Source organism: Amycolatopsis sp. AA4, assembly GCF_002796545.1.
Lineage (GTDB): Bacteria > Actinomycetota > Actinomycetes > Mycobacteriales > Pseudonocardiaceae > Amycolatopsis.
Window position 1 is genome coordinate 7938186 of record NZ_CP024894.1, and the last position, 25604, is coordinate 7963789.

At 69.5% G+C, this 25604-nt stretch carries 26 protein-coding genes; 11 read left to right on the forward strand and 15 right to left on the reverse strand.

Going from position 1 to position 25604, the window contains the following annotated elements:
• Nucleotides 1-28: 28 nt before the first annotated feature.
• Together CU254_RS36685 and CU254_RS36690 are read right to left on the reverse strand one after the other, a co-directional pair.
• Nucleotides 29-1654, reverse strand: coding sequence for an HAD family hydrolase (locus CU254_RS36685; RefSeq protein WP_050788362.1), 1626 nt, complete (start codon nucleotides 1652-1654; stop codon nucleotides 29-31).
• Entirely contained in the window at nucleotides 1651-1938 is a 288-nt protein-coding gene (locus CU254_RS36690) for an acyl carrier protein (RefSeq protein ID WP_037716015.1), read from the reverse strand. The genes CU254_RS36685 and CU254_RS36690 overlap by 4 nt, the downstream gene beginning before the upstream one ends.
• A 238-nt stretch (nucleotides 1939-2176) precedes the next feature.
• Between CU254_RS36690 and CU254_RS36695 the strand changes: the two genes are divergently transcribed.
• Both CU254_RS36695 and CU254_RS44485 read left to right on the forward strand, forming a co-directional pair.
• A complete protein-coding gene (locus tag CU254_RS36695; RefSeq protein WP_009084440.1) occupies nucleotides 2177-3628 on the forward strand; it encodes an SDR family NAD(P)-dependent oxidoreductase in 1452 nt (483 codons plus the stop codon).
• A gap of 152 nt (nucleotides 3629-3780) precedes the next feature.
• Nucleotides 3781-4983 (forward strand): LuxR C-terminal-related transcriptional regulator, encoded by a 1203-nt coding sequence (locus tag CU254_RS44485; protein WP_009084441.1) that lies wholly within the window; start codon nucleotides 3781-3783, stop codon nucleotides 4981-4983.
• On the opposite strand, the gene CU254_RS36705 is transcribed toward CU254_RS44485, so the two are convergent.
• Complete coding sequence (locus CU254_RS36705) at nucleotides 4961-5620, reverse strand: isochorismatase family protein (RefSeq protein ID WP_369871067.1); 660 nt, start codon at nucleotides 5618-5620, stop codon at nucleotides 4961-4963. The genes CU254_RS44485 and CU254_RS36705 overlap by 23 nt on opposite strands.
• A 174-nt stretch (nucleotides 5621-5794) precedes the next feature.
• Here CU254_RS36705 and CU254_RS36710 point away from each other — a divergent pair, with 174 nt between their 5' ends.
• Both CU254_RS36710 and CU254_RS36715 read left to right on the forward strand, forming a co-directional pair.
• The gene (locus CU254_RS36710) at nucleotides 5795-6886 is read left to right on the forward strand and encodes a 12-oxophytodienoate reductase (RefSeq protein WP_037716022.1); all 1092 of its coding nucleotides are present in this window, start codon (nucleotides 5795-5797) and stop codon (nucleotides 6884-6886) included.
• A gap of 20 nt (nucleotides 6887-6906) precedes the next feature.
• Nucleotides 6907-7503 (forward strand): LmbU family transcriptional regulator, encoded by a 597-nt coding sequence (locus CU254_RS36715; RefSeq protein WP_199786084.1) that lies wholly within the window; start codon nucleotides 6907-6909, stop codon nucleotides 7501-7503.
• A gap of 3 nt (nucleotides 7504-7506) precedes the next feature.
• On the opposite strand, the gene CU254_RS36720 is transcribed toward CU254_RS36715, so the two are convergent.
• The gene (locus CU254_RS36720; protein WP_037716024.1) at nucleotides 7507-8961 is read right to left on the reverse strand and encodes a peptide MFS transporter; all 1455 of its coding nucleotides are present in this window, start codon (nucleotides 8959-8961) and stop codon (nucleotides 7507-7509) included.
• 288 nt (nucleotides 8962-9249) lie between these two features.
• Here CU254_RS36720 and nhaA point away from each other — a divergent pair, with 288 nt between their 5' ends.
• From nhaA to CU254_RS36735, 3 genes are read left to right on the forward strand one after another with little or no spacing between them, the layout of a single operon-like run.
• Nucleotides 9250-10434 (forward strand): Na+/H+ antiporter NhaA, encoded by a 1185-nt coding sequence (nhaA, locus tag CU254_RS36725; RefSeq protein ID WP_037716026.1) that lies wholly within the window; start codon nucleotides 9250-9252, stop codon nucleotides 10432-10434.
• Nucleotides 10435-10493: 59 nt separating this feature from the next.
• Nucleotides 10494-10991, forward strand: coding sequence for a phage holin family protein (locus CU254_RS36730; protein WP_037716028.1), 498 nt, complete (start codon nucleotides 10494-10496; stop codon nucleotides 10989-10991).
• 19 nt (nucleotides 10992-11010) lie between these two features.
• The gene (locus CU254_RS36735) at nucleotides 11011-11928 is read left to right on the forward strand and encodes an alpha/beta fold hydrolase (RefSeq protein ID WP_037718576.1); all 918 of its coding nucleotides are present in this window, start codon (nucleotides 11011-11013) and stop codon (nucleotides 11926-11928) included.
• Nucleotides 11929-12158: 230 nt separating this feature from the next.
• On the opposite strand, the gene CU254_RS36740 is transcribed toward CU254_RS36735, so the two are convergent.
• Genes CU254_RS36740 through nth form a run of 4 tightly spaced genes read right to left on the reverse strand, consistent with a single transcriptional unit; the run spans nucleotide 12159 to nucleotide 15346 of the window.
• A complete protein-coding gene (locus tag CU254_RS36740) occupies nucleotides 12159-13343 on the reverse strand; it encodes a MarP family serine protease (RefSeq protein WP_009084455.1) in 1185 nt (394 codons plus the stop codon).
• Between the two features lie 7 nt (nucleotides 13344-13350).
• Nucleotides 13351-14067, reverse strand: coding sequence for a CoA pyrophosphatase (locus CU254_RS36745; protein ID WP_009084456.1), 717 nt, complete (start codon nucleotides 14065-14067; stop codon nucleotides 13351-13353).
• On the reverse strand, nucleotides 14064-14666 hold the full coding sequence (locus CU254_RS36750; RefSeq protein WP_009084458.1) for a TlpA disulfide reductase family protein: 603 nt from the start codon (nucleotides 14664-14666) through the stop codon (nucleotides 14064-14066). Before CU254_RS36750 ends, CU254_RS36745 begins: the two co-directional genes overlap by 4 nt.
• Entirely contained in the window at nucleotides 14663-15346 is a 684-nt protein-coding gene (gene nth, locus CU254_RS36755; RefSeq protein WP_037716030.1) for an endonuclease III, read from the reverse strand. The genes CU254_RS36750 and nth overlap by 4 nt, the downstream gene beginning before the upstream one ends.
• A gap of 237 nt (nucleotides 15347-15583) precedes the next feature.
• On the opposite strand from nth, the gene CU254_RS36760 reads away from it, so the two are divergent.
• Both CU254_RS36760 and CU254_RS36765 read left to right on the forward strand, forming a co-directional pair.
• Nucleotides 15584-15835 (forward strand): hypothetical protein, encoded by a 252-nt coding sequence (locus CU254_RS36760; protein ID WP_037369289.1) that lies wholly within the window; start codon nucleotides 15584-15586, stop codon nucleotides 15833-15835.
• Nucleotides 15836-15994: 159 nt separating this feature from the next.
• Nucleotides 15995-16669 carry a Crp/Fnr family transcriptional regulator gene (locus CU254_RS36765; RefSeq protein WP_009084463.1) on the forward strand — a complete coding sequence of 225 codons (675 nt, stop codon included), beginning with the start codon at nucleotides 15995-15997 and terminating at the stop codon, nucleotides 16667-16669.
• Nucleotides 16670-17081: 412 nt separating this feature from the next.
• Here the strand turns inward: CU254_RS36765 and CU254_RS36770 are convergent, their stop codons facing one another.
• On the reverse strand, nucleotides 17082-18239 hold the full coding sequence (locus CU254_RS36770; protein ID WP_037716033.1) for a glycosyltransferase: 1158 nt from the start codon (nucleotides 18237-18239) through the stop codon (nucleotides 17082-17084).
• A 92-nt stretch (nucleotides 18240-18331) separates the two neighbouring features.
• Between CU254_RS36770 and CU254_RS36775 the strand changes: the two genes are divergently transcribed.
• The gene (locus CU254_RS36775) at nucleotides 18332-19585 is read left to right on the forward strand and encodes an MFS transporter (protein WP_037716036.1); all 1254 of its coding nucleotides are present in this window, start codon (nucleotides 18332-18334) and stop codon (nucleotides 19583-19585) included.
• Between the two features lie 288 nt (nucleotides 19586-19873).
• Nucleotides 19874-20947: a DNA polymerase III subunit beta gene (gene dnaN, locus CU254_RS36780; protein ID WP_037716038.1), complete on the forward strand. Its 1074-nt coding sequence runs from the start codon at nucleotides 19874-19876 to the stop codon at nucleotides 20945-20947.
• 271 nt (nucleotides 20948-21218) lie between these two features.
• Here the strand turns inward: dnaN and CU254_RS36785 are convergent, their stop codons facing one another.
• The 6 genes from CU254_RS36785 to CU254_RS36810 form a co-directional block, all read right to left on the reverse strand.
• On the reverse strand, nucleotides 21219-21473 hold the full coding sequence (locus CU254_RS36785) for a glutaredoxin domain-containing protein (protein WP_037716041.1): 255 nt from the start codon (nucleotides 21471-21473) through the stop codon (nucleotides 21219-21221).
• Nucleotides 21470-22246, reverse strand: coding sequence for an MBL fold metallo-hydrolase (locus tag CU254_RS36790; protein ID WP_009084473.1), 777 nt, complete (start codon nucleotides 22244-22246; stop codon nucleotides 21470-21472). The genes CU254_RS36785 and CU254_RS36790 overlap by 4 nt, the downstream gene beginning before the upstream one ends.
• The gene (locus CU254_RS36795) at nucleotides 22247-23071 is read right to left on the reverse strand and encodes an NUDIX domain-containing protein (RefSeq protein ID WP_009084475.1); all 825 of its coding nucleotides are present in this window, start codon (nucleotides 23069-23071) and stop codon (nucleotides 22247-22249) included.
• Between the two features lie 215 nt (nucleotides 23072-23286).
• Complete coding sequence (locus CU254_RS36800; RefSeq protein ID WP_009084477.1) at nucleotides 23287-24471, reverse strand: hypothetical protein; 1185 nt, start codon at nucleotides 24469-24471, stop codon at nucleotides 23287-23289.
• Nucleotides 24472-24509: 38 nt separating this feature from the next.
• A complete protein-coding gene (locus CU254_RS36805; RefSeq protein ID WP_037361427.1) occupies nucleotides 24510-25139 on the reverse strand; it encodes a hypothetical protein in 630 nt (209 codons plus the stop codon).
• Nucleotides 25139-25594, reverse strand: a complete 456-nt coding sequence (locus CU254_RS36810) for a RidA family protein (RefSeq protein ID WP_009084481.1) — start codon at nucleotides 25592-25594, stop codon at nucleotides 25139-25141. The genes CU254_RS36805 and CU254_RS36810 overlap by 1 nt, the downstream gene beginning before the upstream one ends.
• Nucleotides 25595-25604 lie beyond the last annotated feature (10 nt).

The following is a 25604-nucleotide window of genomic DNA, read 5'->3' on the forward strand; positions in this document are numbered from 1 at the left end:
TTCCTCCCTCGGATGGATGTGCTCCGGCTCAAGCGGGCTGGCGCAGCCATTCGCGCACCGGGACCGTCACGGTCACCGGCTCGTCGTCCTCGCCGAGGACGACGCCCGCCGCCTGCTCGACGAACAACCTGGCCGGCGCGTTGCGCGCGGTCGGCCGCACCGGCAAGCGGAGTGCCGAAAGCCCCGACCGGGCGGCTTGGTCCGCCGCGAACCGCAGCACTTCCTGCTCGACGCGGCGGTTGAGGACCCGGCAGCTGAGCAAGAACACCGGGAGTTCGAGGGCGTCGCCCTTGGTTTCGGCGACCACCAGGCCGACCGTGCCGTAGTCGCCGAACCGGTCCGCGACTCGCACCGTCCAGCCTCGAGACCCGCTGGCCAGCAACGCGCGCAGCTCTCCGACCGAGTAGACGACACCGGCCAGGTTGAACTGCGTGGTGCGCGCGGTCAGCTGAGCGGCCCGGTCGAGCATGTCCTCGGTCAGCTCGGTGAAGCCGACCTCGATCTCGCACCTGTCGAGGAAGTCCTGATAGTCGGCACTGGCATCGCGCAGCGCGACCCGGTCGCCGCGGGTGGAGTACCAGTCGGCGCGCAACCGGTCCTCCTCGGTCACCACCAGCTGGTCGAAAGCCCAGGCGTGGTCGAGCTGACTGTCGATCTCCGCGGGGTCGCGCGACAGTTCCAGCACGGTGACGTCCGGCAGCTGAGCCCGTACCGACGCGCACTCCACGACGTCGTCGTCGACGAAGACGAACGAGCTCGGCGACAGGTCCAGTTCTTCGGCGAGCTCGCGCAGAGAATGCGCTTTCGGGTTCCACCCGATCCGGTGCGCGGAGACGTGCTGCCAGCCCAGCACCATGCCCGGATTGCGCTCGAAGACTTCCTTGACGTCTGCCTCGTTGTTTCTGCTGCACAGGCAGAGCAGCTTTCCGCGGGCGCGCTGGTCGAGCATGAACTCCTGCAACCGCCGGTGGGCCGCGGTGACCCGCACGCCGAGAGCTCCGTCCTCGCCGCAGACCCCGGCCCACAAGGTGTTGTCGCAGTCGAGCACGACGACCTTCTTCGGCTTGGCCCATACGCTCGCGGCGAGCCGCACGAGCTGAGTGCCGAGAGCGGCACAGTACTCGTCGGTATACGGCAAGTGTCCGATGCGGTCGGCGTACTCGTCGTGCACTTCTGTTACGCCGTAACGAGTTCCGAGTTCGTCGACGGCAACCGGGTACACCGCGGGCACGGCTTCGGCCGCGGCGACGAGGCGAGCGCCTGCCTCCCGGACCCACTGGCGGGTTTCCGGCCGGGCGCACACGGCGGGAGAAGCCGGCAGCACCGCCACGAACCAAGTGGCCGCCGCCAGGTCCGGGAGCCGTCCGAGCATCTCGACGAGTTCCGCGAGCATGGCGTCAGCCCGGTCTCGCCCGGCGGCGAATCCCCCGCCGCGAAAGAAGTCTTCGGGCCGCAGGAGAAGAACGTTGACGCCGTTGTGGCCGCGTAACGGGCTCGCGGGATCGTGCAGTGCTTCCAGCACCTGGCCGTACGGCGCGACCGCGAGCGGCCGTCCGCCTTCCCGCTCCGCGAGCAGCGCCGCCATCGGGCCGGTCACGGCATCGAGGGTGAAGGTTCCGGCAAGCGCGATCCCCGGTTTCCCGGCGCCGTTCATGCGGGCCTCGCCTCGACGTGCTCGCGGACCGCGCCGACGAACTCCCCGACCGTGGTGCCGGGCCGCAACGCGTGCACCGGAAGCTCGACGCCCAGCTCGCGCCACAGCCGGGAAAGCACGCGCACCGCGCGCAACGAATCGCCGCCCAGCACGGCGAACCGGTTCTCTGGAGCCACTTCGGCCACGTCCAGCACGTCTCGCAACGCCGTCAAAACTGTCTCTTCGACCCGGTCGGGCCGCCCGGCCGAGTTCACGGCCAGCGCGGAATTCCGGTGCTTCTCCATGAGATCACCCCAAAGAAGTTATTGCTTGGCTTATTGCGCCCCGGCGCGCACGCATGGGAGAGAAAACTCGAACACAGAGCGAACTTCCGCACTATTGCGGACTTTCGGAGGCTACCGCACCATTCACGGCGAGGACAACCAACTAACGAATCACCGTTCTCGTGCCATTTTTCGACAGCACTGTCAACCGGTCGCGTTTGTTCCCATAGCGCGGCCGCCCCTCGAATGGAGTACCTAAATGCTGCTTGCCCCCGCCGACCTCACCCTGTTCGCCGACGCGAGCGGAGATCGCAATCCCTTGCATGTCGATGCCGAATACGCTCGTCGGACGCCTTTCGGGCAACCAGTCGCGCACGGCGTGCTCACCGCCGTCGCGGCTCTCGACGAGGTTCCGGGGCCGCCGGGCGAGATCTCGGGCGTCGACCTCGAGTTCACGCGGCCGACGCATGCCGGCTTTCCCTACAGCACCAATATTTCCCACGATCCGGACGGCCGGACAAAGGTCACCGTCGCCGAGGGAGCGGAGACCTGCCTGACCGTCCGGCTGACCCACGGCCCCGGCGGCACCGCGGTCGCGGCGCCACGCCGTCCGCGCAGCCATCCGCGTTCCTTCGCACCGGAGGAATTCGCCCGGGGGCTCGCGGTCAGCGGCCAATACGGCCCGGGCAGCGAGCTGGACGCGCTCGTCGCGCGGTGGCCGGGAGCGGCCCGGCTGCTCGGGCGAACCGCGTTGACCGGGCTCCTGTGGTGCAGTTTTGTCGCGGGCATGGAACTTCCGGGCCGCGACTGCCTGCTCAACACCATTTCGCTGAGGCTGCGCCCGGCCGGCGGCCGGCCCGCGCTGCGGTACCGCGCGGAGGTCCGGGACTTCGATCCCCGTTTCGGTCTGCTCACCGTCGAGGCCGAACTCGACGACGGGGCGGCGGTCGTGGCCGAAGCGACCCTGGAGACGATGGTCCGCCGCCCGGTGCCGGGACCGGACAGCGACCGGCTCGTCGCCCTCCTGCCCTGTTCCGACCGGCTGTACGGGTGCACCGCGGCCATCGCGGGCGGAAGCCGCGGCCTCGGCGCGGCACTGGTGCTCGCGCTTGCCAGCCAAGGCGCCCGGGTGCTTGTCGGCCATCGGAGCGGCGACCTGTCCGAACTGGCCGTGAAAGGCGCGGAACTCGGTGGAGAGGTCGTGTCGTGCCCCGGCGACGCGGCAGACCCGGCCTGGGCCGACCAGGTCAGGCGACTCGCCGGCGATGAGCTGGATCTGCTGGTCTGCAGTGCCGCGCCGCCGATCCGCCCGCTGCGCTTGGACTCCGCGAGCCTGCCGCGCGTCCAGAATTTCGTCGCCGACGCTTTCGCCCTGGCGAGCGCGCCGCTGGCCGGATTGCTGCCCTCGCTGGCGAAAACGTCCGGCCGCTGCCTGGTCGTGTCCTCGTCCGCGGTCGCCGAACCGCCCGCGGACTGGCCGCACTACGTCGCCGCCAAACACGCGGTCGAAGGGCTCACCCAGTGGGCGGCCGCACAGCATCCCGAGTGCGAATTCTTCGTCAGTCGGCCGGGAATGCTGCTGACTGAGCAGATGAACACGCCCGGAACGCGGGAAATCGCACAAGCGGTGGAGCCAGTCGCGGCCGCGATGGCCGACCGCCTGGCAGATTCGGCTCCCGCGAAGAGCCGGCCCGAATTGATCGAGCACTGAGTCCCGGGTGATGTCCCGCCGCGGCGGGACATCACCCGATCGGCCGCCGCTGTTCGCATGAATATTCGGTGGCCTGAGCCACATCACCGCAACGGAGAAGCCTCCGATGGCATGATCAACGAACTGATTCCGGAGGGGCTACGGGCGGTAAGATGTTCGAGAACGTGGTGGTGCGCGGCCGCGACGAAGTCCGCAGTCGAATAAGAGACCTGCTTATCCACATCAGATCGAACACCGGGAGAATCATTTTATTGGAGGGCGCTCCCGGAATCGGGAAAAGCATTCTCCTGAAGAAGACCCGCGACCTGGGCGAGGAATTCGGTTTTCGCCTGGCACCCAGTGGTGTTTCCCTGTTCGACACCACGCAGTCATCCGGCGCGGCCCATTCCTGGTGCACGCGGCAGCCGAGCGGCCAACCGCTGCTCGTGCTCGCCGACGACGCTCAACTGGCCGCACCGGAAGCCGTCCGGCGGCTCTCCTGGTTGCCCGGTTTGCTTTCCGCTCGCCCGCTCTGCCTCGTCCTGGCGCGAGTTCCGGGCATGGGCGGCACCGAACTGAACCGATTGCTCACCACCGCCAGCACCCTGGTGCACCCGATCAGGTTGAACCCGCTCGACGCCGCTTCGTTCGACGCCATGCTGGGCGATTTGCTCGGCGCCCGCCCGGATGAACCGCTGCGCCAAGCGGCCGCCGAACTCGGCGGCAACCCTCGGCTCCTGGTCGACCTGGTGACCGGCCTGCGTGCCGAGGACGGGATCGAAACCGCGGACGGAATCGCGCGGCTGCGCGGAACGGTGCCACCGGAACGGCTGCGGACCACGTTGGTCCACAAGGTCCGCAGCCTCACCCCTCCGACCCGCAAGCTCGTCCAGGTCGGTGCGGGGCTCGGCCGTGCTTTCCTCCTGGCCGACGCGGCGAAACTGCTCCGGGAAGCTCCCGGAAACCTGCTGCTGTGCGCAGACGAGGCGCTGGCCGCGGGCCTGCTCGTCGAATCCGGAGAACGGCTGAGCTTCCCCGGACGGCTGGTGTGGCAGGGCGTCGCCGATTCCGTCGCGCCGAGCGTGTTCGCGCCGCTGCGGGCCGAAGCCGAAGCGCTGCTCGGCGAATCAACCGCCGAAAACCGGGAATCCGACGACGAGGCCGGGCAGGAATCGTCCGCCCGATGGAGCCGGCTGACCAGCGCGGAGCGGCACATCGCCAAGCTCGTCGGCTCCGGCCTGACCAACCGGCAGGTCGCCAGGGACGCGATGATCTCCACGCACACCGTCAACTACCACCTCCGGAGCATTTACCGGAAGCTGGGGATCCGGTCGCGGGTGGACCTGACCCGGCTCATCCACCAGAACCCGCGGTGACCATCTGACTGTCCACATGCGACAACAGCGCGGCGGTGGTCGGGGTCGCGGCACACCGCTCGGCCGCGTAGCGCAGAGCCATCCGATGGTATTCGGAGGAGAAATCGGCGACGGCGTCCGCGACCAGGAAAGGCTGGACGTCGTGGGAAAAAGCCTCGCACGCGGTCATCAGGCAGCCGACGTGCGCGTACACCCCGCAGATCACCAGCTGATCGCGGTCGAGGTCGCGCAGCAACTCGAGCAACCCGGTGCGGTGAAAGGCGCTGTAACGCCACTTGGTGAACACCACGTCGCCCGGTGCGGGGGCGAGCTCGTCGACGACTTCGCGGTCCGCCGGTTCCACCGTCATGCCCGGCCCCCAGAAGTCTTTGAGCAGCCCGCGTTCCGATTCCGACATCCCGCCTGGCTGCGCGGTGTACACGACGGGGACGCCGAGTTCCGCACAGCGGCCGCGCAGCGCCGCGCAGTTGCGCACCAGTTCGGTGCGCGGTGCGGCTCCCTCGGTGAACGGCGACAGAAAATAGCGCTGCATATCGTGCACGAGCAAGACCGCCCGGCCTGGGTCGAACCGCCACTGGGCGATGTTCTCCGGCACGTCCTCCGCAGCGGGCATCGCGTACGGTGCGATCGCTGGCACGCCCACGTCTTTTCCCTTCCTCAGGACCAAAACCGTTCCCCGCCAACGTAACCAGCGACAGATCCGGCCGCACCTACCCGCTCACGCGGGGCATACCACTCGTACTGGCAGTTGCCCTCCCAGCGGCTCCCGGCCAAGGCTGGTGATCGACATCGATCCGAGGAGGGGAACAGGGTGCGCTCCGCCTTCGAGCCCGCCGAATTGTTCGGCTCGATCTTGAAGAACCGCATCGCGATGGCTCCGATGACCCGCAGCCGGGCCTACGGCGCGGGCCAGACGCCGGGGCCGGGGGCAGTCGAGTACTACACCCAGCGCGCGAGCGCTGGACTGATGGTCTCCGAGGGCATGCACCCCAACCCGCATGGGCAAGGCGAACCCGACACGCCTGGCATGTACACCGCGGAACAAGCCCAAGCATGGCTGCCGGTGACCGCCCCGGTCCAAGCCCGGGACACCCTCTTCTTCGCTCAGCTCATGCATTCCGGCCGGGTCGGTCATCCGGAGAACAATCCGCAGGGGCTTCAACCGGTGGCGCCGTCGGCGGTGCCGGCTCCCGGCGAGATCTACACGCATCGCGGCCGCCAGCCGCACCCGTGCCCCCGCGCGCTGACGGTCGCTGAGATCGACCAGACCGTGCGCGACTTCGCGACCGCGGCGGGCCTGGCGCTCGACGCGGGATTCGACGGGGTGACGTTGCACGCGGGCAACGGATATCTCCTCCACGAGTTCCTCGCCGAGAACACCAATCTCCGGACCGACGGCTACGGCGGTTCCCTGTCGGCACGGTTGCGCTTCGTCGTGGAAGTCGTCGAGGCGGTCTGCTCAGTCGTCCCGCCGCACCGGGTTCTGCTGCACCTCACGCCCGCGAAGGTCGGCACGGACATTGTCGAAGGCGATTCCCTTGCCCTCTACGACGCCCTGCTCGCCGCCCTGCCCACCGCTCTCGGCGGGCTGAGCGTCTTCGAAACCGGACGACGGGACCTCACCTGGCGGCTGCGCGAACGCTGGCCGGGTCCGTTCGTGCTGAACCCGCACGAGAACTACGGCAACGGCGCGATCCCGGCGGGCCCGGCGGACCTGCCGTTGATCGACGACGGGCTCGCCGACGTCCTGTCCTTCGGGAGGCTGTTCCTGGCCAACCCCGACCTGCCTGCCCGTCTCCGGGCAGGCGGCCCGTTCAACGAACCGGATCGCGGCACTTTCTACGGCGGCGGCGCCGCCGGATACACCGATTACCCCGCCTTGCACACCACGGATGCCCAGTGACCTCAAGGAAAGGAACGACCGTGGTACAAGACACCGCAACACTGGACGGCAACGGCAACGGTTCCCGGACCGCATTCGGCGTCGCGCTGCCCGGGCTCGCCGTGACGGCCAGTCCGGTCGGGCTGCGTTTCGAAGCGGAGCTCAGCCTGCCCTCCTGGTGCCGGCTCGGCTCGCACATGACTCAGCTGGGCACCGCGGCCGCATGGTGGATCGGCGATTGGCTCGTCTACGGCCAAGACCGGTACAAGGATCGCTACCGGCTCAGCATGTCCGAACATTCGCTGGACTACCAGACGCTGCGCAACTACGCGTGGGTTTCCCGCCATGTCCACCTGTCCCGGCGGCGCCGGGGCCTGAGTTTCCAACATCACGCCGAAGTCGCCCGGCTGCCCGCGGAGCAGCAGACCAGGTGGCTTCTCGCCGCGGAACAACACGGCTGGTCCCGCAACACTTTGCGGGACCAGCTGCGCGGCCGCACCGGCGGGGCACGGCCGGTGTCGTTGCGCATCGACGCTCCTCCGCAGCGCAAACGACGGTGGGAGGAAGCCGCCCAAGCCGCCGGGCAGAGCCTTACCGCGTGGGTGATCAGCAGGCTCGACGAGGCGACCGGCGCTTGACGTTCAGCGCACGCCGGACATCAGCTTGCGGATCATCGGCGACGCGGCCGCGATCAGCAAGCCCACCAGCACCGCGATACCGCCGAGAATGCCGAAGTACGGAGTCTCGTTGTCCAGCGAGTAGTACCCGGCCAGCGCACCCGACAGCGCGCTGCCGAGGGCGACCGAAAGGAAGAACAACGCGACCATCTGAGCCGGATACGCCTCGGGAGCCAGTTTCGTCGACAGCGAAAGCCCGACCGGGGACAGATTCAGCTCCGCGAGGGTGAAGACGAACAGGATCAGCACCAGCATCAGCAGCGGAGTCCGCGTCGCGCTGTCGGCGGTCGGCAGGAACAGCAGGAAGGCGACGCCCATCAGCCCGGTGCCGAGGGCGAATTTGATCGGCGTCGCCGGCTGCCGGTCGCCGAGCCGGGTCCAGAGCGCGGCGAAGACGCCGGCGAACACGACGATGAAGACCGGGTTGATCGTGTTCACCCAGGACACCGGCATCGTCCAGCCGAACAGGTCGCGATCGAGCCGCTTGTCCGCGTAGATCGCGACCACCGTGAACTGCTGCTGGTACAGCGACCAGAAGACGACACTGGCCACGAACATCGGAATGAACGACACCACCCGGCGCCGCTCGATCCGGGTGACCTTGCGGCTGGTGAGCAAGATCGCGAAAAGCACGATCGAGCCCGCGGTGATCACCAGCGCGGTGACGGTGGCGAGGTTGCCCGCGGTGACCCAGCCCAGCAGCACCGCGACGAACACGACGGCCACGACCGCCAGGCCGACGCCGACAGCACCGCCTCGCTGCCCGGCGGGGAGCGGGTTCGGAACCGTCCGCGCCGCGTCCGGGAGATTGCGCCTGCCGAGGCTGTACTGGACGAGCCCGATCGCCATGCCGAGCGCCGCGACCCCGAACCCGAGGTGGAAACCGATCTCTTGCTGCACCCACCCGGTGATCAGCGGGCCGACCAGCGCACCGAGATTGATGCCCATGTAGAACAGCGAAAAGCCGCCGTCCCGGCGCGGGTCCTTCTCCGCGTAAAGCGTGCCGACCAGCGCGGTGGCGTTGCCTTTGATCCCGCCGCTGCCGAGGGCCACGCAGACCAGGCCGATGCCCACCCCGGCCAGTCCCGGCACGACCGCGAGCGCGATGTGCCCCGCCATCACCAGCAAGGCGCTGAAGAACAGCGTGCGTTCAGAGCCGAGCAGCCGGTCAGCGACCCAGGCCGCGACGATTGTCGACAAATAGACCAGACCGCCGTACGCGCCCACGATGCTGGTCGCCGCGGCCTCCGGCTGGCCGAGCCCGCCTGCCGCGACCGAGTGATAGAGGTAGATGGCGAGGATGCCCTGCATCCCGTAGAAGGAGAAGCGCTCCCACATCTCCACGCCGAAGAGGTTCGCCAACCCCCGCGGGTGCCCGAAGAATCTGGTGTCGGCCTGGGCGTCGATCGGGGTGCTCACAACTGCCTCGTCCCTGTATGCAACAGCGTTGTCGTTCTCTCCTCGCATGCTAGAAGGCGAACAGGTGAACGAAAAACCGGCGTCGGTATGGACTAGACAACTTGCTCCAACCGGCAGGCTGACCTGCGGTTGCGCGCTGGCGCACCGGATGCGAGCGTCTTCGGGCAGGCGCGAGGTTGCCGTTCGTCACAACGGCCGGTAATCGGCGACTGCGGACGGTAAACTGGACATCGGTGTGCCGGGAAGTCTGGTCGGCGGGAAAGCCGCCGTCCCCACAAGGAGTTTTTCGTGACCCCAGCCCGCGCCGTCGCCGAATTCGCCCGTTTCCTCCGCACGGAGACCACCGGCGGGCTGATCCTGCTCGCCGCCACCGCGGTAGCGCTGATCTGGGCCAACTCTCCGCTCGCCCCGGCTTACGAGGCGCTGCGCGACTTCCGGCTCGGCCCGGAATTCCTGCACCTCAACCTCTCGCTCGGAGACTGGGCGAAGGACGGCCTGCTCGCGCTGTTCTTCTTCGTCGCCGGGCTTGAACTCAAACGAGAACTGGTGGTCGGCGAGCTGTCCCGGTGGCGGCAGGCGGTGCTGCCGGTGATCGCCGCGATCGGCGGGATGGTCGTGCCCGCGGTGCTCGCGCTCGCGGTCGCCTGGGGCGCGCCGGGCGTCGACCGGGCGTGGGCGATCCCGGTGGCCACGGACATCGCGTTCGCGCTCGGCGTGCTCGCGCTGACCGCGTCGAACCTGCCCAGCAGCGCGCGAGTGTTCCTGCTTTCCCTTGCCGTGGTGGACGACCTTGGCGCGATTCTCGTCATCGCGATCCTCTTCACCAGCAGTTTCAACCTGATCGCGGCGGCGGTCGCGCTGGTCGCGCTCGGCCTGTACGCCTTCCTGCAGCACAAACGCGTCCGCACGCCGTGGCTGTACGTGCCGATCGCGCTGATCACCTGGGTCGCGGTGCACTCGGCGGGCATCCACGCGACGATCGCCGGCGTCGCCCTCGGGCTCCTTACCCGGGTCCGCGAGGACGAGGGCGAGGAGGAAGCGCCCGCGGTCCGGCTCGAACACCGGTTGCAGCCGTGGTCAGCGGCGGTGGCGGTGCCGGTGTTCGCCTTGTTCGCCGCGGGGATTTCGGTGAACGGCGACGCGCTGTCGACGGTTTTCACCACCGCGTTGCCACTGGCTGTCCTCATCGGACTGGTCGTCGGGAAGTTCGTCGGGATCTTCGGCGCGAGCCTGCTGGCGGTGAAGCTGCACGTGGCGGAAAAGCCCAGCGGAATGAGCTGGCGAGACGTGGCCGCGCTGTCCGTGCTCGGCGGCGTGGGGTTCACCGTCAGCCTGCTGATCGCCGAACTCGCGCTGCCCGGCGAAGCGGCTGAAGTGGCCAAGGCGGCGGTCTTGATCGCCTCGGCGATCGCCTCGCTGACGGCCGCTTTGCTGCTCTTGCGGCGCAGCCGCGTACACGCGAAGGCGGCTTGATCCCGACACTCCCGCCGGTCCGTCGCGCCTCGCATACAGTGACGTGGCACGATGACCCAGTGAGCAGCCCCAAACACGAGCGCACCAGCCCCGACGGCGTGGGGGCCGTGCCGTACCTGCCCCTGTCCAGCGACGAGGAAGCCGCGGCGAGCGAGCAGTCCATCGGCAAGCTCGTCGGCGACGCCACCCAGCACCTGTCGACGCTGGTCCGCGCCGAAATCGAGCTGGCGAAAGCCGAGCTGGCGCAGGAAGCGAAGAAGGCGCTCAAGGGGACGGTCTTCTTCCTGATCGCCCTCACCGTCTTTCTGTACAGCACCTTCTTCCTGTTCCTGCTGATCGCCGAGGGCCTGTCGGACTGGTGGGGCATCCGCTGGCCCGCGTTCGCGACGGTGTTCGGCCTGATGCTGGTCACCACGGCCGCGACGGCGTTCCTCGGCTGGCGCAAGGTGAAGAAGCTGCGCGCGCCGGAACGCACCATCACCAGCGTCAAGGAGACGGCCGAGGCGTTCAAGCGCAAGCCGGCCGAGGACGCCGACCTGCCCTCGACGCAGGGCTGACGCCAGCCCGCGCGCGGTGGTGGAGCTGACGCCGGACCCGTCGAGCGTGCGGGTCGACGGGCCGTGGACGCATCGCGACGTCTCGGCCAACGGCATCCGCCTGCACGTAGCCGAATGCGGCGAGGGCCCGTTAGTGCTGCTCCTGCACGGGTTCGCGGGTTTCTGGTGGACCTGGCGGCACCAGCTGCCCGCACTGGCCGACGCGGGTTTCCGCGCGGTAGCGGTAGATCTGCGCGGCTACGGCGACTCGGACAAGCCCCCGCGCGGCTACGACGCGTGGACGCTGGCGGGGGATGTCGGCGGCCTGATCAAGGCCCTAGGCGCCCGCCGGGCACACTTGGTGGGCCACGCCTGGGGCGGCATGCTCGCGTGGACAGTCGCGGCACTGCACCCGCGCCTGGTGTCGTCGGTGACCGCGATCGGCGCCGCACACCCGCTGGCGTTCAAGTCCGCGGTGAAGCGCCCCAGCAGCCAGATCCGCGCAGTAGGCCACCTCTTCCGCTTCCAGATCCCGATGGCCCCGGAAAAGTGGCTGGTCCGCGACAACGCGGCGGCGGTGGAAGAGCTGTTCACCAAATGGTCGGGCGAAACCTGGCGAGCCTCCACGGATTTCACCGAGACCGTCCCCGCGTTCCGCCAAGCCATGCTGGTCCCCGGCGTAGCCCACTCCGCCCTGGAGTACTACCGCTGGGCCTTCCGCGCCCAATTCCGCGGCGAAGGCAGACGCTTCACCGACGCGGTCGGCACCCGCATCAACGCCCCCGTACTCCAGCTACACGGCGCGGACGACACCTGCATCCTCCCGGAAACCGCGCTGGCGTCAGTCCACTGGGCAGGCCCGCACAGCGAACCGAAAATCTGGCCAGCCCTCGGCCACTTCCCCCACCTGGAAGACCCAAACCGAGTGACAAAGTCCGTTGTGGACTTCATCAGCTAACCCACCACACAGGGCCGCAGGCCAAAAAACCGCAGCCAAACCACCCAACCATCGAGGCACCCACTCCCTCCCCCAACCCCGATACGAAGCCTCCCTGCGGTCTGGGGGTGCTTGTCAAGGCATCTTTCCCGCCTTGACAAGCACCCCCAGACCGTCAGCACAATGAAACTTCGGGGTGCCCCTCGCAACCACTAACCGGCAATGTCGCCGCCAGGCGACGAGCCGCCCCCTCAATTAGCACAAGCCCCAGTCCCCACCCGCTCAGTCTGCGAAGAAGCCGCATCCACCTCACTGCGCACCTGATCTGCGGTCAACGTGAACCCAGTCTCCGGATCCTCCACCGCAGCCCCGAAAACCACGCCGATAACGTCCCCGTCAGGCGTGATCATCGGCCCCCCGGAGTTCCCGCTCCGCACCGTCCCCCGAACGGTGAACACATCCCGCTGCACAGTATTGGCGTCGTAAATATCCGGCCCGCGCAGATTGATCCGCCCCCGAACCCGAGCCGGAGTAGCCGTATACGGCCCATCCAACGGATACCCCAGCACCACCGCGTTATCCCCAGCCTTGGCGGTCTGCGCCGCGAACGGCAACACCGGCGCCCGCAACCCAGGCACCGCCAGCACCGCGATGTCCACCTCCGGATTGAAGTACACGACCCGAGCCCGGTAATCCCCAGAGGTCGACTCGATCCCGACCTCCTCAGTCCCCGCCACCACATGCGCATTGGTCATAACCCGCTGCGGCGCAACGACAAACCCACTGCCCTCAAGCGCCCGAGAACAAGACGGCGCATTCCCCCGGATCTTCACCACACTCGGATGCACCCGCTTGGCCACCGCAGACACATTCAACGAAGTATCCGGCGGCGGCGTATCCGCCGAAGGAGCCTTCTCGAACGGCGACAACGCAGACGGAAAACCAGACGCGTCAAGCAACTTCCGCAGATCACTGGGAAGCCCCTGCGCCTCCGCCGGCATCAGGTCGTTGACCTCGCCCAGCACCACCGACGAGTTGATCGACTTGGCCAACCCAGGAATCGCCGACACGGTCGTCAACGGATTCGCGACCAGCCAGGCAACCACGAACACCGCGGCCGCCTGCAAGATCGCGCCGAGCGTTTTGTCGATGCCGGAAAGCTTGTCCGGATTGATCTTCTGCCGCAGCTTCCGCCCGACCCACACGCCGAGCGTCTCGCCGAGCACGATCAGGAACACGACCACCGCGAACGCGAAGGCGACCTTCGCGACCGGGCTGTCGAAGAGACTGATCACGAGCGGCGCCAGCTTCACCCCGGCCACCGCGCCCAGCGCGACGCCCACGAGCGCGGGCAGCGCGACGATCACGCCCTGGAACGCGCCGGAAACCGCGGCCATGACCGCGAGCAGCAGGACGACGACATCGACCCAGTTCACCGCGCCGTCACTCCTCGATAGTGCCGTCCCGGGCCGCCAACCGGCCCTGATGTTCGGCCCACGCTACGTCAAGCTCGCGCACATCGCCGGTGTCCCACTCCCGTTCCCAGCCGCCGAGCGACAGCAGCACGGACAGCAGACCCGCGGTGAACCCCCACACGAACAGGCCGTCGACGGTGAACGCCGGCCCCCGCCACGACGCGTCGCCGCGGCGCACGGTGAACCGGTTCGCCGGGTCCGCGAGGTCCGCCAGCGCGACCCGCGCGACCGCCGCCGTCTCGGCCGGGTCCACCGCGCGCACCGGCGACGGGGTGTGCCAATGCGCCAGCACCGGCGTCACCGCGAACCTCGACACCGGCACGAACAGCTCCGGCAGCACCGCGACCGGCAGGATCCCCGACGGGTCGACGCCGGTCTCCTCCTCAGCCTCGCGCAACGCCGTGCCGACCGGTCCGTCGTCGCCGTCCTCCGCGCCGCCGCCGGGGAACGAGACCTGCCCGGCGTGCGAGCCGAGCGTGTCCGCCCGCCGCTGCAACAGGACGTCCGGACCGTCGCCACCAGGTCGTTCGCCGAACAGGATGAGCACCGCGGCGGCGCGGGTGAGCAGGTCCTCCGGCGGGCTGAACCGGGTGAAGGTGCGGCTGTCGACCTCTCCCGACACCTTCACCAGCGGCCGCAGCCATTCCGGCACGGCTTCGGGTTCGACGAGCGGTCCGGTGGTCATGAGTAGTCCTTCACAGCAGCGCGCACCTGGTCAGTGTTGTCGAACAACCGCGGGTTCGCGATGAACCGGACCTGGCCGTCCGCGGTGACCAGGTACGACGCGGGCAACGACGAGGGGACCTTGAGCGCGGCGCGGATCGGACCGGTCTGGCCGTCGCCGTCATACAGCGACGGGAGGTGCACGCCGAGTCGCTGGAACAAGCCGAGCCCGTCCGAGGCCGGGCTCGCGACCTGCACGCCGACCACGCGCACCGCGCCCGGCTCAGCGGCGTACCGCTGCAGCACCGGCAATTCGGTGCGGCACGGCTGGCACCACGACGCCCACACGTTGACCAGCACCGGACCGCCGCCGAGGACCTTGCCGACGTCCACTCGGGACCCGTCGCCGAGGCAGTCCGCCTCGATCCCGGACAGCTGGCCGACCGCCTTCGCCGCGGCGGGCGGGCAAGCCTGGAGCTTCGCCGCCGCTCGCGCCGCGGCGAGGTCGCCGGACGCGGGAGGCGCGGACGTCGCATCGCCGCCGCGCAGCGTCAGGACCGCGACCAACGCGGCCACCGCCAGCACCGCGACCCCGAGCGCCCATTTGGTGACCGCAGTCACCCGCGCGCCGCCAGCTCGAGAATGTGGTCCTTCTCCGGGCCTTTGACCAGCTTCGCGGCCACTTCGAACTCAGTGGGCCCGGCGCCGAACGACGGGCAGTCCTTGCGCAGCGGACACGCGCCGCAGGCGGGTTTCCGCGCGTGGCACACGCGGCGGCCGTGGAAAATCACGCGGTGGGACAGCATGGTCCACTCTTTCCGCGGGATCAGCTCGCCGACCGCGTGCTCGACCTTGACCGGATCCTCTTCCGCGGTCCAGCCCCAGCGCCGCACGAGGCGGCCGAAGTGAGTGTCCACTGTGATTCCCGGCACGTCGAAAGCGTTGCCGAGCACGACATTCGCGGTCTTGCGGCCGACGCCGGGCAGCGTGACGAGGTCGTCCAGTTTCTTCGGCACCTCGCCGCCGTAGCGCTCCACGAGCGCCGCGCCGAGACCCATCAGCGAATTCGCCTTCGCCCGGAAAAACCCGGTCGTGCGCAGGTATTCCTCGAGTTCGGCGCGGTCGGCCCCGGCGTAATCGGCCGCGGTGCGGTACCTCGCGAACAACGCGGGCGTGACCAGATTCACCCGCACGTCCGTGGTCTGCGCCGACAACACCACCGCGACCAGCAGTTCCAGCGGATTCGTGAAGTCCAGTTCGGCCTTCGCGTCCGGATAAACCTCGTCGAGGCAACGTTTCATCCGCCGCGCGCGTCTCACGAGAGCGAGCCGGCTTTCTTCGCGGTCCGCGCGGGGCCCGTTCGGGACAACAGGGGGCACCCCGATAGCCTACGGGCGAGTCGGACGAGCCGGTCGGGAGCATCCGCCGGTGGACGGCCGAACCGCCAGAGCACCACCTCTGCGGGCCGTGCGTCCGCCCTGAGCGAGGATCTGGAGATCCATGACCGAGTGCGTCACCGAAAACAGCGGAGCTGTGGCATGACCGTGTGGTTCGTGATCTTGGTCCCGCTGGTGATCATGTTCTTCGCGTTGTTCATGGAGCGGGTCGAGAGCCGGCTCAAGCACGTCGCGGTCCAGGAGAACGAGGTCGAGGAGTTCCTGGAGCAGGCCCAGCCCAACGAGGTCAGGGCGCTTTACGGACACGGGATCGGCCGCGCGCTCGAGCTGTTCCGGCTGCGCCGGCTCGGCGGACGGGCAGCCAGGCTACGCGCGCGCAAGGTGCGGAGTTAGGCTGCTCAGTCGGACGTGATCGTTCCAGGCAGCCGCGCCGGGCGCGGCGAGCTGACGAGCGATCCGCCCGACACGCCCTAGACTGACGCGAAAGTGATCGGCGACACTGCCTTCGACCTGCGAAGGAAGTGATCGTTTCTCGACGAGGAGGCACCCGAGGTGGACGAAACCCTGGCCCGTGCGGGCATTTTCCAGGGTGTGGAGCCGGCAGCGGCGGAGGCGCTGGCCCAGACCTTGGAATCCGTGGAGTTCCCCCGCGGCCATGTCATCTTCAACGAGGGCGAGCCGGGCGACCGGCTGTACATCATCCAGTCCGGCAAGGTGAAGATCGGCCGCAAGTCCCCGGACGGCCGCGAGAACCTGCTGTGGATCGCCGGTCCGTCCGACATGTTCGGCGAACTGTCCATCTTCGACCCGGGCCCGCGCACGTCCGGCGCCACGACGGTCACCGAGGTCCGCGCGGTCACCATGGACCGCCCGGCGCTGCGGCAGTGGATCGCCACCCGCCCGGAGATCGCCGAGCAGCTGCTGCGCGTCGTCGCGCGCCGCCTGCGCCGCACGAACAACATGGTCGCGGAACTGATCTTCACCGACGTCCCCGGCCGCGTGGCGCGTGCGCTGCTGCAGCTGGCGCAGCGCTTCGGCAGCCAGGAGGCGGGCCTGCTGCGGGTCACGCACGACCTGACGCAGGAAGAGATCGCCCAGTACGTCGGCGCGTCCCGCGAGACCGTCAACAAGGCGCTCGCCGACTTCGCCCACCGCGGCTGGCTGCGGCTCGAGGGCAAGAGCGTGCTGATCCTGGACCCGGAGCGACTCGCTCGCCGCGCCCGCTGATCTTCCCCCGAGTGGGTTAATCCGCACGGGTTTTTTCGAAGGCCACCTCCTACTGGGGGTGGCCTTCGTGCGTGCGTCCCCCACAAGAGCGGCATTCCTCGCGGACCCCGTGTCGGCGCCGGTTCCGGCCGAACCGACCCGGAAAATGACGAGGAGCCGGGCGCCACCCCCGACGTGGCGCACCGGCTCCTCGCCTGCGCACGGATCATCCCCCGACGACCCGCGCTCCCCGCCCTCCGGACCAGGCCCCGACCCATATGCCGGAGGGAGCTGGGTGCTGCAGTGCTGTCCAGCCCGCATCGGGCTGTCGTTCAACCATCACGGCCAAAACTCACGAATTCAAGGCCTTTCACCCTCAAGGACGCCAAGACCGCGTCTTCGTTGCACGAGTTCACGAAGAATCCAGCTGGTGTTATCGGATCGAGACCTCCAGGTCACGCAACCAGGCCGCCACTGCCGCCGGGGTGGGGTGCTCGGCCAGCTGCGCGGCCAGCGACTTCGCGGACGCCCGGTAGGCCGGGTCGGCGAGCACCGTCTGGACCGCGTCGAGGATTCCGTCGCTCGAGTCGACCGCGATCCCGGCTTCCGCGGCCTGAATCTGCGCGGCTACTTCGAAATGATCAGTCGCCAGCGGCAAAACCACGAGCGGGACCCCGTGCGCGAGCGCGCCGAGAACGGTCGCCGAACCGCCGTGACAGACCACCGCGTCGACGGCGGGCAGCACCTGCGTCTGCGGCACGAACTGCTCGATCCGCACGTGGTCCGGTTGCTCGCCGAACCGGCCGACGTCGCCGTCCTTGCCGATCGTCACCACGACGTTCACCGGCTCGTCGCGCAGCGCGGCCACCATTGCTTCCAGCACACCGGGGCGCGCGTTGTGGGTGGTGCCGAGGGTGACGTAGACGGTCCGGGCATACGGCAGTCCGTCCAGAACCGCCGGGCGCGGGCCGGGCGTGGGCATTACGCCAGCGGGCTGGAGCGGCCAGCGCGTCGGGTACTCCCACGCGACGTCAGCCGGGAGCAATCCCTCCGGCCAGAAGTCCAGGTACGGCACGGCGTCGCGGGACGGCAACTCGTCGAGTCCTCGCTGGCGGACCAGGCCGTTCGCGACCTCCCAGGCCCGCTCCATCGTCGCGGCGGACTTCGGCGGGCCGATCGCGTGCATCGCGTACGGCACGCCGAGCAAGCCCGCGGCCAGCACGGCCGCGCGTTCGGCGAGGTTGGCGATGACGAGATCCGGCCGCCACTCGCGGACGAACTCGACCATGTCGTCGAGCCGCGCGGCCGCGCCGAGCCCGACCAGGTACTCGGCGACCAGGTGGGAGAGCCGCTCGTCCGGGGTCATCCCGGCCATCTCCTCGCGAGCCCGCTGCCACGTCGACGCCGCCGCGGCGGGATCGTTCGGCCGCCCCACCGACACCGCGCGCAGGCCGGTGTTTTCCAGGTACCGCACGGCTTCCGGACCGGTCACGAACGCGACCTCGTCCCCGCTTTCCTGTGCTGCGTGCGCGAGCGGAAGCATCGGCGCGAGATGGCTGTACCCGGCTCCGGAGGAGAACATCAGCCGCATCGCGCGAGCGTACTGACTGACCCGATCGGGCGTGACCAAGACGACCGCAAAATTACTGGTACCTCCGTACCAATTTCGTCATACTAGTACGCGTGTCCCAGTCTGCCCGCTCCGAAGGCCGCACCACGCTCGCCGACTACCGCGCCGCGCTGACCGCCCCTGGTTCGCGCGGCCCGGTGATCGCGTCGATCCTCGCCCGGCTCCCGATCGCGATGATCGGCATTTCCGCGCTCCTGTACGTGCAGCGCGAAACCGGCTCGTTCGCCGCGGCCGGACTGGTCTCGGCGACTTCGCTGGCCGGGGTCTCGGTGGGCGCGGTCGTGCAGGGCAGGCTGATCGACCAGTTCGGACCGAGCCGTCCGCTGCTGGTCGTCGCCGCCGTGTTCGCGCTGTCGATGGCTTCGCTCGCGGTCGCGATCGAGGCTCATCTGCCGACGTTCGTGCTGATCCCGCTGGCCGCCGCGACCGGGCTTGCGGAGCCGATGGTGGGCTCCGCGTCGCGGGCGCTGTGGACGAAAATCCTGCCGGAAGGACCGGCGCGCAACGCCGCGCTGTCCTACGAGGCGATCAGCATGGAGGTGTTCTTCATCCTCGGCCCCGGCATCGCGGGCCTGCTGATCACCGCACCGTGGGCGGGCACCGGCATGGTCGTCGGTTCGATCACGATGGTCACCGGCGCGGTGCTGTTCGCGCTGAACCCGACCGTGCGCGCGTGGGGTCCGGCCCCGAAGGCGAAGACGCCGCTGCTCGGCGCGCTGGCCAGCCCCGGAATGCGGACGCTCGCCGTGGCCGCGCTCGGTTTCGGCGTGGTGATCGGTTTCGTGGAGGTCGCCGTGCCCGCCGCCGCGACCGAATCCGGCCACCCTTCGCTCAGCGGACTGCTGCTGTCCGCGTGGTCGTTGAGTTCGGTGGCGTTCGGGGTGGCCTACAGCCTGCACCCCTGGCCGCGCCGGCTCGGCCTGCGCCTGCCGGTTCTGCTCGGCGGTTTCGGTGCTTTGGTCGCCCTGCTGGCGCTTCCGTCGAGCCTATGGGCCTTGGCGCTGCTGATGCTGCTGGCCGGCGCGATGATCACCCCGCAGTCGACGACCCATTCCGCGGCCATCGAGGTCGTCGCGCCGCGCGGCACCGCGGCCGAGGCCTTCGGGTGGGTCCTCACGGCGGTGACGCTGGGACTCGCGGCAGGCCAGTCGGCGAGCGGCTACCTGGTCGAGCATTCCGGGACAGCTTCGGCGTTCCTGGCTGCCGGGGCGGCTGGTGTCGCGCTGGCCGTGGTGGTGTGGCTGATGCGGGGGACCGTGCGGGCTGCTTCGCCGGTGGTTGCTGATCTTGTTGGGGCGGCGAACTAGGGGCCTCCGCTCCTTGCTTCTTGGCACGACCGCGCTTCTCGCCACCACCGCCGGTGGCCGGTCTGCTCCCTGCCGTTTGCCGCCACCGCCCGCGCGCGCCCGCTCGGCTCTCTGCCGTCTGCCACCACCGCCCGCGTCCACTTCGCTCCCTGCCTCTCGCTACCACCCCCCGTCTCCGCTCGACTCCCTGCCTTTTGCCACCACCGCCCGTGTCCATTTGCCGGCGTTTTCCCAGTTCAGCTGCCGCAGTCGCCGTTTTTGTCGGTGGTCGTCGCTACTTTGCGTGGCATGGATCTCACTTCCTTCGTCCGACCGCTAGCAGCCGCCGTGACCGCCGCCGCCCGCCTCCTCTCAAAGCAAGCCCGCCTGCGCCTGCGGGCCAACGCTGACGGCCTCGTCGTGTCCGGCAACGATCGCGACCTGGCCGTCCAGCTGTCCTGCCCCGCGACCACGCACCTCGACGGCGAAGTCGTAGTCCCAGCAGCGCCTTTCGCCGAAACGGTCCGCATGCTGGACGTCGACCAGGTCCGCTTGGTCGTGGAAGGAACCCGCCTCGCGATCCGGACAGACAGCGCCCGGTTCGCCCTGCCCCTGCTGGACCGCGACCTGCTCCACGATCCGTCCCCGCCACCCTTACTGTCCAAAGTAGACGGTTTGGCCTTGGAAGCGGCCTTGCGCACCGTCGCGGGCACCGCCGCGAAGGACGACCCGCTCCCGGTCTTCACCGGCGTACGAGTGCAGTCCATCGGCGGCGAACTCTGCCTGACTGCTTGCGACCGCTACCGCATGGCCGTAGCCCGTCTGCCGCTGCGAGAAGTCCGGGACCCCATCGACGTCCTGGTCCCAGCGACCCTCCTGACCGAAGCCGCCCGCCACGGCTCCGGCGCCATGGGACTGCACGCCGATGACCGCCACTTCGCCCTGAGCTGGCCCGGCGGCACGGTCACCACCGCGGTCCTGGACGCGGGCTTCCTGTCCGCGGACTCCATCCCGTCCAATGCGATCGACACGGAGGTCGAGGTAAGCGCCGACGAGCTGGCCGCCGCCATCCGCCGAGTCGGCGTCTACTCCGAAGACCGCCGAGTCCTGACCCTGGAAGTCGGCGACGCCCACCTCCGCCTGGCCAGCGCCCGGCAAGACACCGGAGAAGCAGAAGAACACCTGAAAGCAAACGTTTGCGGCGGCCGGACGTCCCCGTCCTTCCACGCCCGCTATCTGCTGGACGCTCTCGCCCCGTTCTCCGGAGAACGAGTCCGCCTGGCAATCCAGCCAGGGTTGCGGGCGTGCGTCCTGACCCCGGCCGACGAGGACGGACGGGAGGTGGCCTTGATGTACTACTTGATGCCAATGCTGCGCCGGTGACCAGTGCCAAGCGAACGCGGCGGCGAGGCAAGGTCGACGGCCAACTAGCGCATGCCGTTGCCAACTCGCGGCGGCTTGGCCGGGGTTGCGGGGAAGGCAGCGCGCGGCTGCCACCCTTCGCGGCTGCCACCCTTCGCGACGGCCGACCTCGAGCCTGCCGCTGAGCGGGTACCTCGCGGCCCGCACCCGTCGTCTGAGCGCGCCCGTTACCAGGCAACTCCCGGGCTTGCGGGCGGGAAAGCGCCCTCGCCAAGCCCGGGAAGGGCCGTCCTCAGGCAGCCGTCTCCGCTGCCACCGCGGCCTTGACCTCGTCGAACGTCGGGTTCACCAGCGCGGTCGACCCCACGATCACCGTGGGCACCGTTTCGTTGCCGTTCGCTACCTCGCGCACTCGCTCGGCCGCGCCCGGTTCCTCCCAGATGTTGATCTCCCGAACCGGCAAGCCGCTTTCCAGCAGCGGGCGGCGCAGGGCTGAGCAGAAGCCGCAGCCTGGGCGCCAGTAGAACTCGACCTCGACGTCGCTCATTGTCCGTCCTCCGATGAAGCCCGTAGATACTCCAGTTGTGCGCGCACGCTCGCCTCGGCCGGGGCCCACAGCGCGCGGTCGACGTCGGCGTAGACGACCTCGACCACCTGCCGCGGCGTCGCGTTTTCGCCGAGCGTTCGCAAGGCGGAACGCACCTGGTCCAGGCGCTGTTCCCGGTGCGCCAAATACTCCTGCGCGGTCGCGGGCAGATCCGGCAGTTCCGGGCCGTGGCCGGGGAGGCCGGGAGTGCCGTCCGGGAGCGCGATCAGTTTGCGCAGCGAGCGCAGGTAGTCGCCCAGGTCGTGCAGCACCGTCGTGCCTCGGCCGAGGATGGTGTCTCCGGTCAGGATCTGGCCGCCGACCAGCAGGGACACCGAATCGTCGGTGTGGCCGGGGGTGTGCAGGACGCGGAAGTCCAGGCCGCCCGCGCTGAAGACGTCACCGTCGGCGAAGGGGGGTGCGTCGATGCAAAGGGAAGCGTCGAAGGCCCGGACCGGGGCACCGGTTTTCGAGGCGAACCACGGTGCGCCTTCGGCGTGGTCCGGGTGGTGGTGCGTGAGCAGGATCAGCTCGACCGGACCGACCGCGGCGAGTTTTTCCAGGTGTTCCAGGTCGTGGTAGCCGGGGTCGACGACCACGGCGCCGGCGGCGTCACCACCGCGCAGCACCCAGGTGTTGGTGCCCTCCAACGTCATCGTCGACGGGTTGTTCTCCAACAGCACCGACGCGGTTTCGGAAACACGGCGCAGCACGCCGTAAGCAGGAGCGGTCACTCAGGACTCCGAAGTATCGAGGACAACGCGGATGTTCTCGCCGTCCCGGACGAGGGTCGGCACGGTCTTCACGATCTCGCGCGGCTCCGCGAGCACCGCGTCGGCCTCGGAAAACTCGGCGAGTTCGACGAGGGTCAGCCAGGTCGGCGGCATCAGCGTGCGACGGCCTTCGCGCGCGTCCGCGACTGCCTCGGCGGGCGGCTGCCAACCAGCGGCGGCCGCTTCGGACGTCGCGCCGTCCGCGCGCTGGCCTTCGGGCAGCTTCGCGACGAAGAAGCGGGTGTCGTATCGACGCTGTTCCTGCGGCGGCGTGACCCAGTGCGCGTACGGGTGCAGCAGGTCCGCGCGCAACGTGAGCCCGGCGTCCGCGAGAAAGCCAGCGAGCGATATTTCCCTTGATTCCAAGGCTTTTCGCGCTTCGTGATACGGCGCGACGTCGGCGACCACCGAGTCCTCGGTCCCGGCCAGCAGCACACCGGACTCCTCGAACGTCTCGCGCACCGCCGCGCACACGAGCGCGCGGGCGAGGCTTTCGTCGCAGGTGAACTGCTCGGCCCACCACGACGGCGGCGGCCCGGCCCATGCCACCGAGGCATCGGCGTCGCGCGGATCCACCCCGCCGCCAGGAAACACAGTCATCCCGCCGGCGAACGCCATGCCCATGACGCGGTGCTGGAGGAAGACCTCCACGCCGCTCGGAGCGTCCCGCAGCAGGATCACCGTGGCGGCGTCCTTCGGGGTCGCCGGCGGGCCATCCGCGTTGTCCCGGATCGCGATGCCGGGACGGGCGGGGATGTCGAAAACGAATTCACGCGGCCGTTCCACCCGGGCAACATACCTCGCAATCCGTACGCGTCGCGGATTACTTGTGTCACCTCGCGACAGTCCGGGAGAGGGACCTACACAGACTCAGGATGGCCCTCACCGACCGCGGCCCGAGCCAGCCCAAAGCCCCGCGTCCGGTCGCCCGAACGCCGTGAAGGGCTCCTTGAGGGAATCAGATTCCCTCAAGGAGCCCTTCACGGAACACCACAGTGGCGTCAGGACCAGTGCTGATCCCCGCCGGAACGGGACGCGCCGTTGAGCCGCAACCGGGCGGCCTCGGCACGTTCGCGTTCGGCCAGTTCCTCGTGCAGCTCGCGCAGCAGGGCGCGGTCGCGTTCGGACAGGCTCGGGTCGTCCAGATCCAGCGCGGGCAGCTCGACCACCTCGTGCATGCTCGGCTTGCCCGCGGCGATCTCGCGCCCCTTCTCCGGGTCCTCGGCCAGCGCGCGCCGCAGCTGCGCCACCTCGGACGGAGTCAGGTCCGACGTGCGCTCGGCACGCGTCTCCGACCCGGCCGTCCGCGGACGCTCCGCGGCGGCGGGCTCAGCCGCCGGCTCCGGCATCGAGACCGGCTGGGCGGGCACGGCCTGCACGATCGGCACCACGGGCGCGACCGGGACCACCGGCTCGGCGGCGGCGACCGGTTCCGGTTCGGGCTGCCGGTGCCCGTGCCGGCTCGGCGCTTCCGAGGCCGGTTCGGGAACCGGGGCCGAAGCGGGCGCCGGGGCGCTGCGCTGCGGGGTCGGTTCCGGCCGGTAGTCCGGGGCGGAATGCGTGCTGCCGGTGACCCACACCGGGCTCGCGACAGCGCCCGCGGCCTGGTGGTAGTCCGACTGCGGGATCCCCGGGCCGCTCACCTCGACGACCGAGCGGATGCCCGCCCGGCGCAGCGCGGTGTCGACGCGGAACGCGACCGCGGGCGGGTTGCCCTCCGGGCCCAGTTCGACCAGCACGACCCGCTGCGGAAGCGCGCCCGGCACGCTGCCCGCCGGGGTGTTGCGCCACACCGCGTGCACGGAACGCACGTCGGGCAGTACCTGCAGGGTGCGGTCGAGCGCCTCGGCGAGGCCGAACTCGGGCTGGTTGTCGCCGGTGAACCGGTGCGTGTGCATCGGCTCGTGGTCGGTGACCAGCAGGTCGTTGGCGAGCGTCGCGTCCGACCGGCTCATCTCGAGCACCAGCGCCAGTTCGCGCTGTTCGGCCTCGCTCACCGCGATCCGGCCCGCGATCAACGTTCCGGTGGTGAGTTCCACCGCCTCGTCGATGTGGGCCCGGGCGATCAGTTCGCGCGCTTCGGTGAGCGCGCTGTCGTCGATGCGGCCCGCCAGGGCCAGCAACAAGTTATGCAGGCGCAGGGGCACCGAGAACCCGTCCATCGGGCCGTCGTGAACCTCCACCATGGCTCTGCTCCTCCCAGCTCGCCTGGCGGCAACGAGCGTTAAGCGGCGACAAGTCGATGACCGGCTCCCGCGGCGCCTACGCAGACCAGCTCGGACTCGGCGAGCGCGGCCCGGTGGTACCCGGGAAGGTCGAAGCGCGGCGGGATGACCTCGACGCTGGGTTCCTCGTCCCCCATGACCCGCAGCACCCGCTGCAGTTCACCGGTGAGCCGGGGCTGTCCCGCGGTCGCCGTCACCAGCAGGACTCGCTTCGCCCCGCCCTCACTGGCCGCACCGAGGCGCCGCCAGCTCTGCCGTACTTCCCCCACATCCGCGCGTCCACGCAACGTCGCGTGGAGCAAGACGGACACAGAGTCGACGGAGTTCACCCATTCGGGCGCACTCTGCGTGAATGTGTACCTGGTCTCGGTGACGTCGTCTACCCCCAGGGTGGAACTCACCTGGTGCCAGTCGGCGCCGTGCGGGATCAGACCGGCCACGAGCAGGCGGTACTCCGCCTGGTCCAAATCGATCCTGTGCTTGAGCAAAGACCTCGGCAGGGTCCGCGCGAGCGTCCCCATCGCGCCTTCGCCGAGCCAGTCGCGGAAGCGCCACAACAGCTGGTCCGGCAGGCGGCCGGCGAGCCGCAGCAGGAGTTCGTGCAGGGACTGTTCGATGTCGGGGTCCATCACTTCACCTCCACGATCAGTTCGACCTCCACCGGCGACGCGATCGGAAGCTCCGCGACGCCGACGGCCGACCGGGCGTGCACCCCGGCGTCGCCGAAGATCTCGCCGAGGAGTTCGGACGCCCCGTTCACGACCGCGGGCTGGCCGGTGAAGCCCTCCGCGGAGGCGACGAAACCGACCACCTTGACAATCCGGACAACAGAGTCGATGCCGACGAGGGCGTGCACCGCGGCGAGCGCGTTGAGCGTCGCCGTGCGGGCGTGGCCCTTGGCTTCCTCCGGGCTGACCTCGCCGCCGACCTTGCCGGTCGCGGCGAGCGAGCCGTCGACGAACGGCAGCTGGCCGGAGGTGTAGACGTGCGAGCCGGTGCGCACGGCCGGCACGTACGCGGCCAGCGGTGCGGCGACTCCGGGCAGTTCGATGCCGAGCTCGGCGAGCCGGTCGCTCCAGGTCAACGCCGCCCCC

Bases quoted from the DNA above. Each gene is read 5' to 3' on its own strand.
- CU254_RS36685 (WP_050788362.1), bottom strand. From the start codon at position 1,654: ATGAACGGCGCCGGGAAACCGGGGATCGCGCTTGCCGGAACCTTCACC.
- CU254_RS36690 (WP_037716015.1), bottom strand. From the start codon at position 1,938: ATGGAGAAGCACCGGAATTCCGCGCTGGCCGTGAACTCGGCCGGGCGG.
- CU254_RS36760 (WP_037369289.1), top strand. From the start codon at position 15,584: ATGACCGTGTGGTTCGTGATCTTGGTCCCGCTGGTGATCATGTTCTTC.
- CU254_RS36745 (WP_009084456.1), bottom strand. From the start codon at position 14,067: ATGACCACCGGACCGCTCGTCGAACCCGAAGCCGTGCCGGAATGGCTG.
- nth (WP_037716030.1), bottom strand. From the start codon at position 15,346: ATGAAACGTTGCCTCGACGAGGTTTATCCGGACGCGAAGGCCGAACTG.
- CU254_RS36695 (WP_009084440.1), top strand. From the start codon at position 2,177: ATGCTGCTTGCCCCCGCCGACCTCACCCTGTTCGCCGACGCGAGCGGA.
- dnaN (WP_037716038.1), top strand. From the start codon at position 19,874: ATGGATCTCACTTCCTTCGTCCGACCGCTAGCAGCCGCCGTGACCGCC.
- CU254_RS36785 (WP_037716041.1), bottom strand. From the start codon at position 21,473: ATGAGCGACGTCGAGGTCGAGTTCTACTGGCGCCCAGGCTGCGGCTTC.
- CU254_RS36805 (WP_037361427.1), bottom strand. From the start codon at position 25,139: ATGGACCCCGACATCGAACAGTCCCTGCACGAACTCCTGCTGCGGCTC.
- CU254_RS36800 (WP_009084477.1), bottom strand. From the start codon at position 24,471: ATGGTGGAGGTTCACGACGGCCCGATGGACGGGTTCTCGGTGCCCCTG.
- CU254_RS44485 (WP_009084441.1), top strand. From the start codon at position 3,781: ATGTTCGAGAACGTGGTGGTGCGCGGCCGCGACGAAGTCCGCAGTCGA.
- CU254_RS36770 (WP_037716033.1), bottom strand. From the start codon at position 18,239: ATGCGGCTGATGTTCTCCTCCGGAGCCGGGTACAGCCATCTCGCGCCG.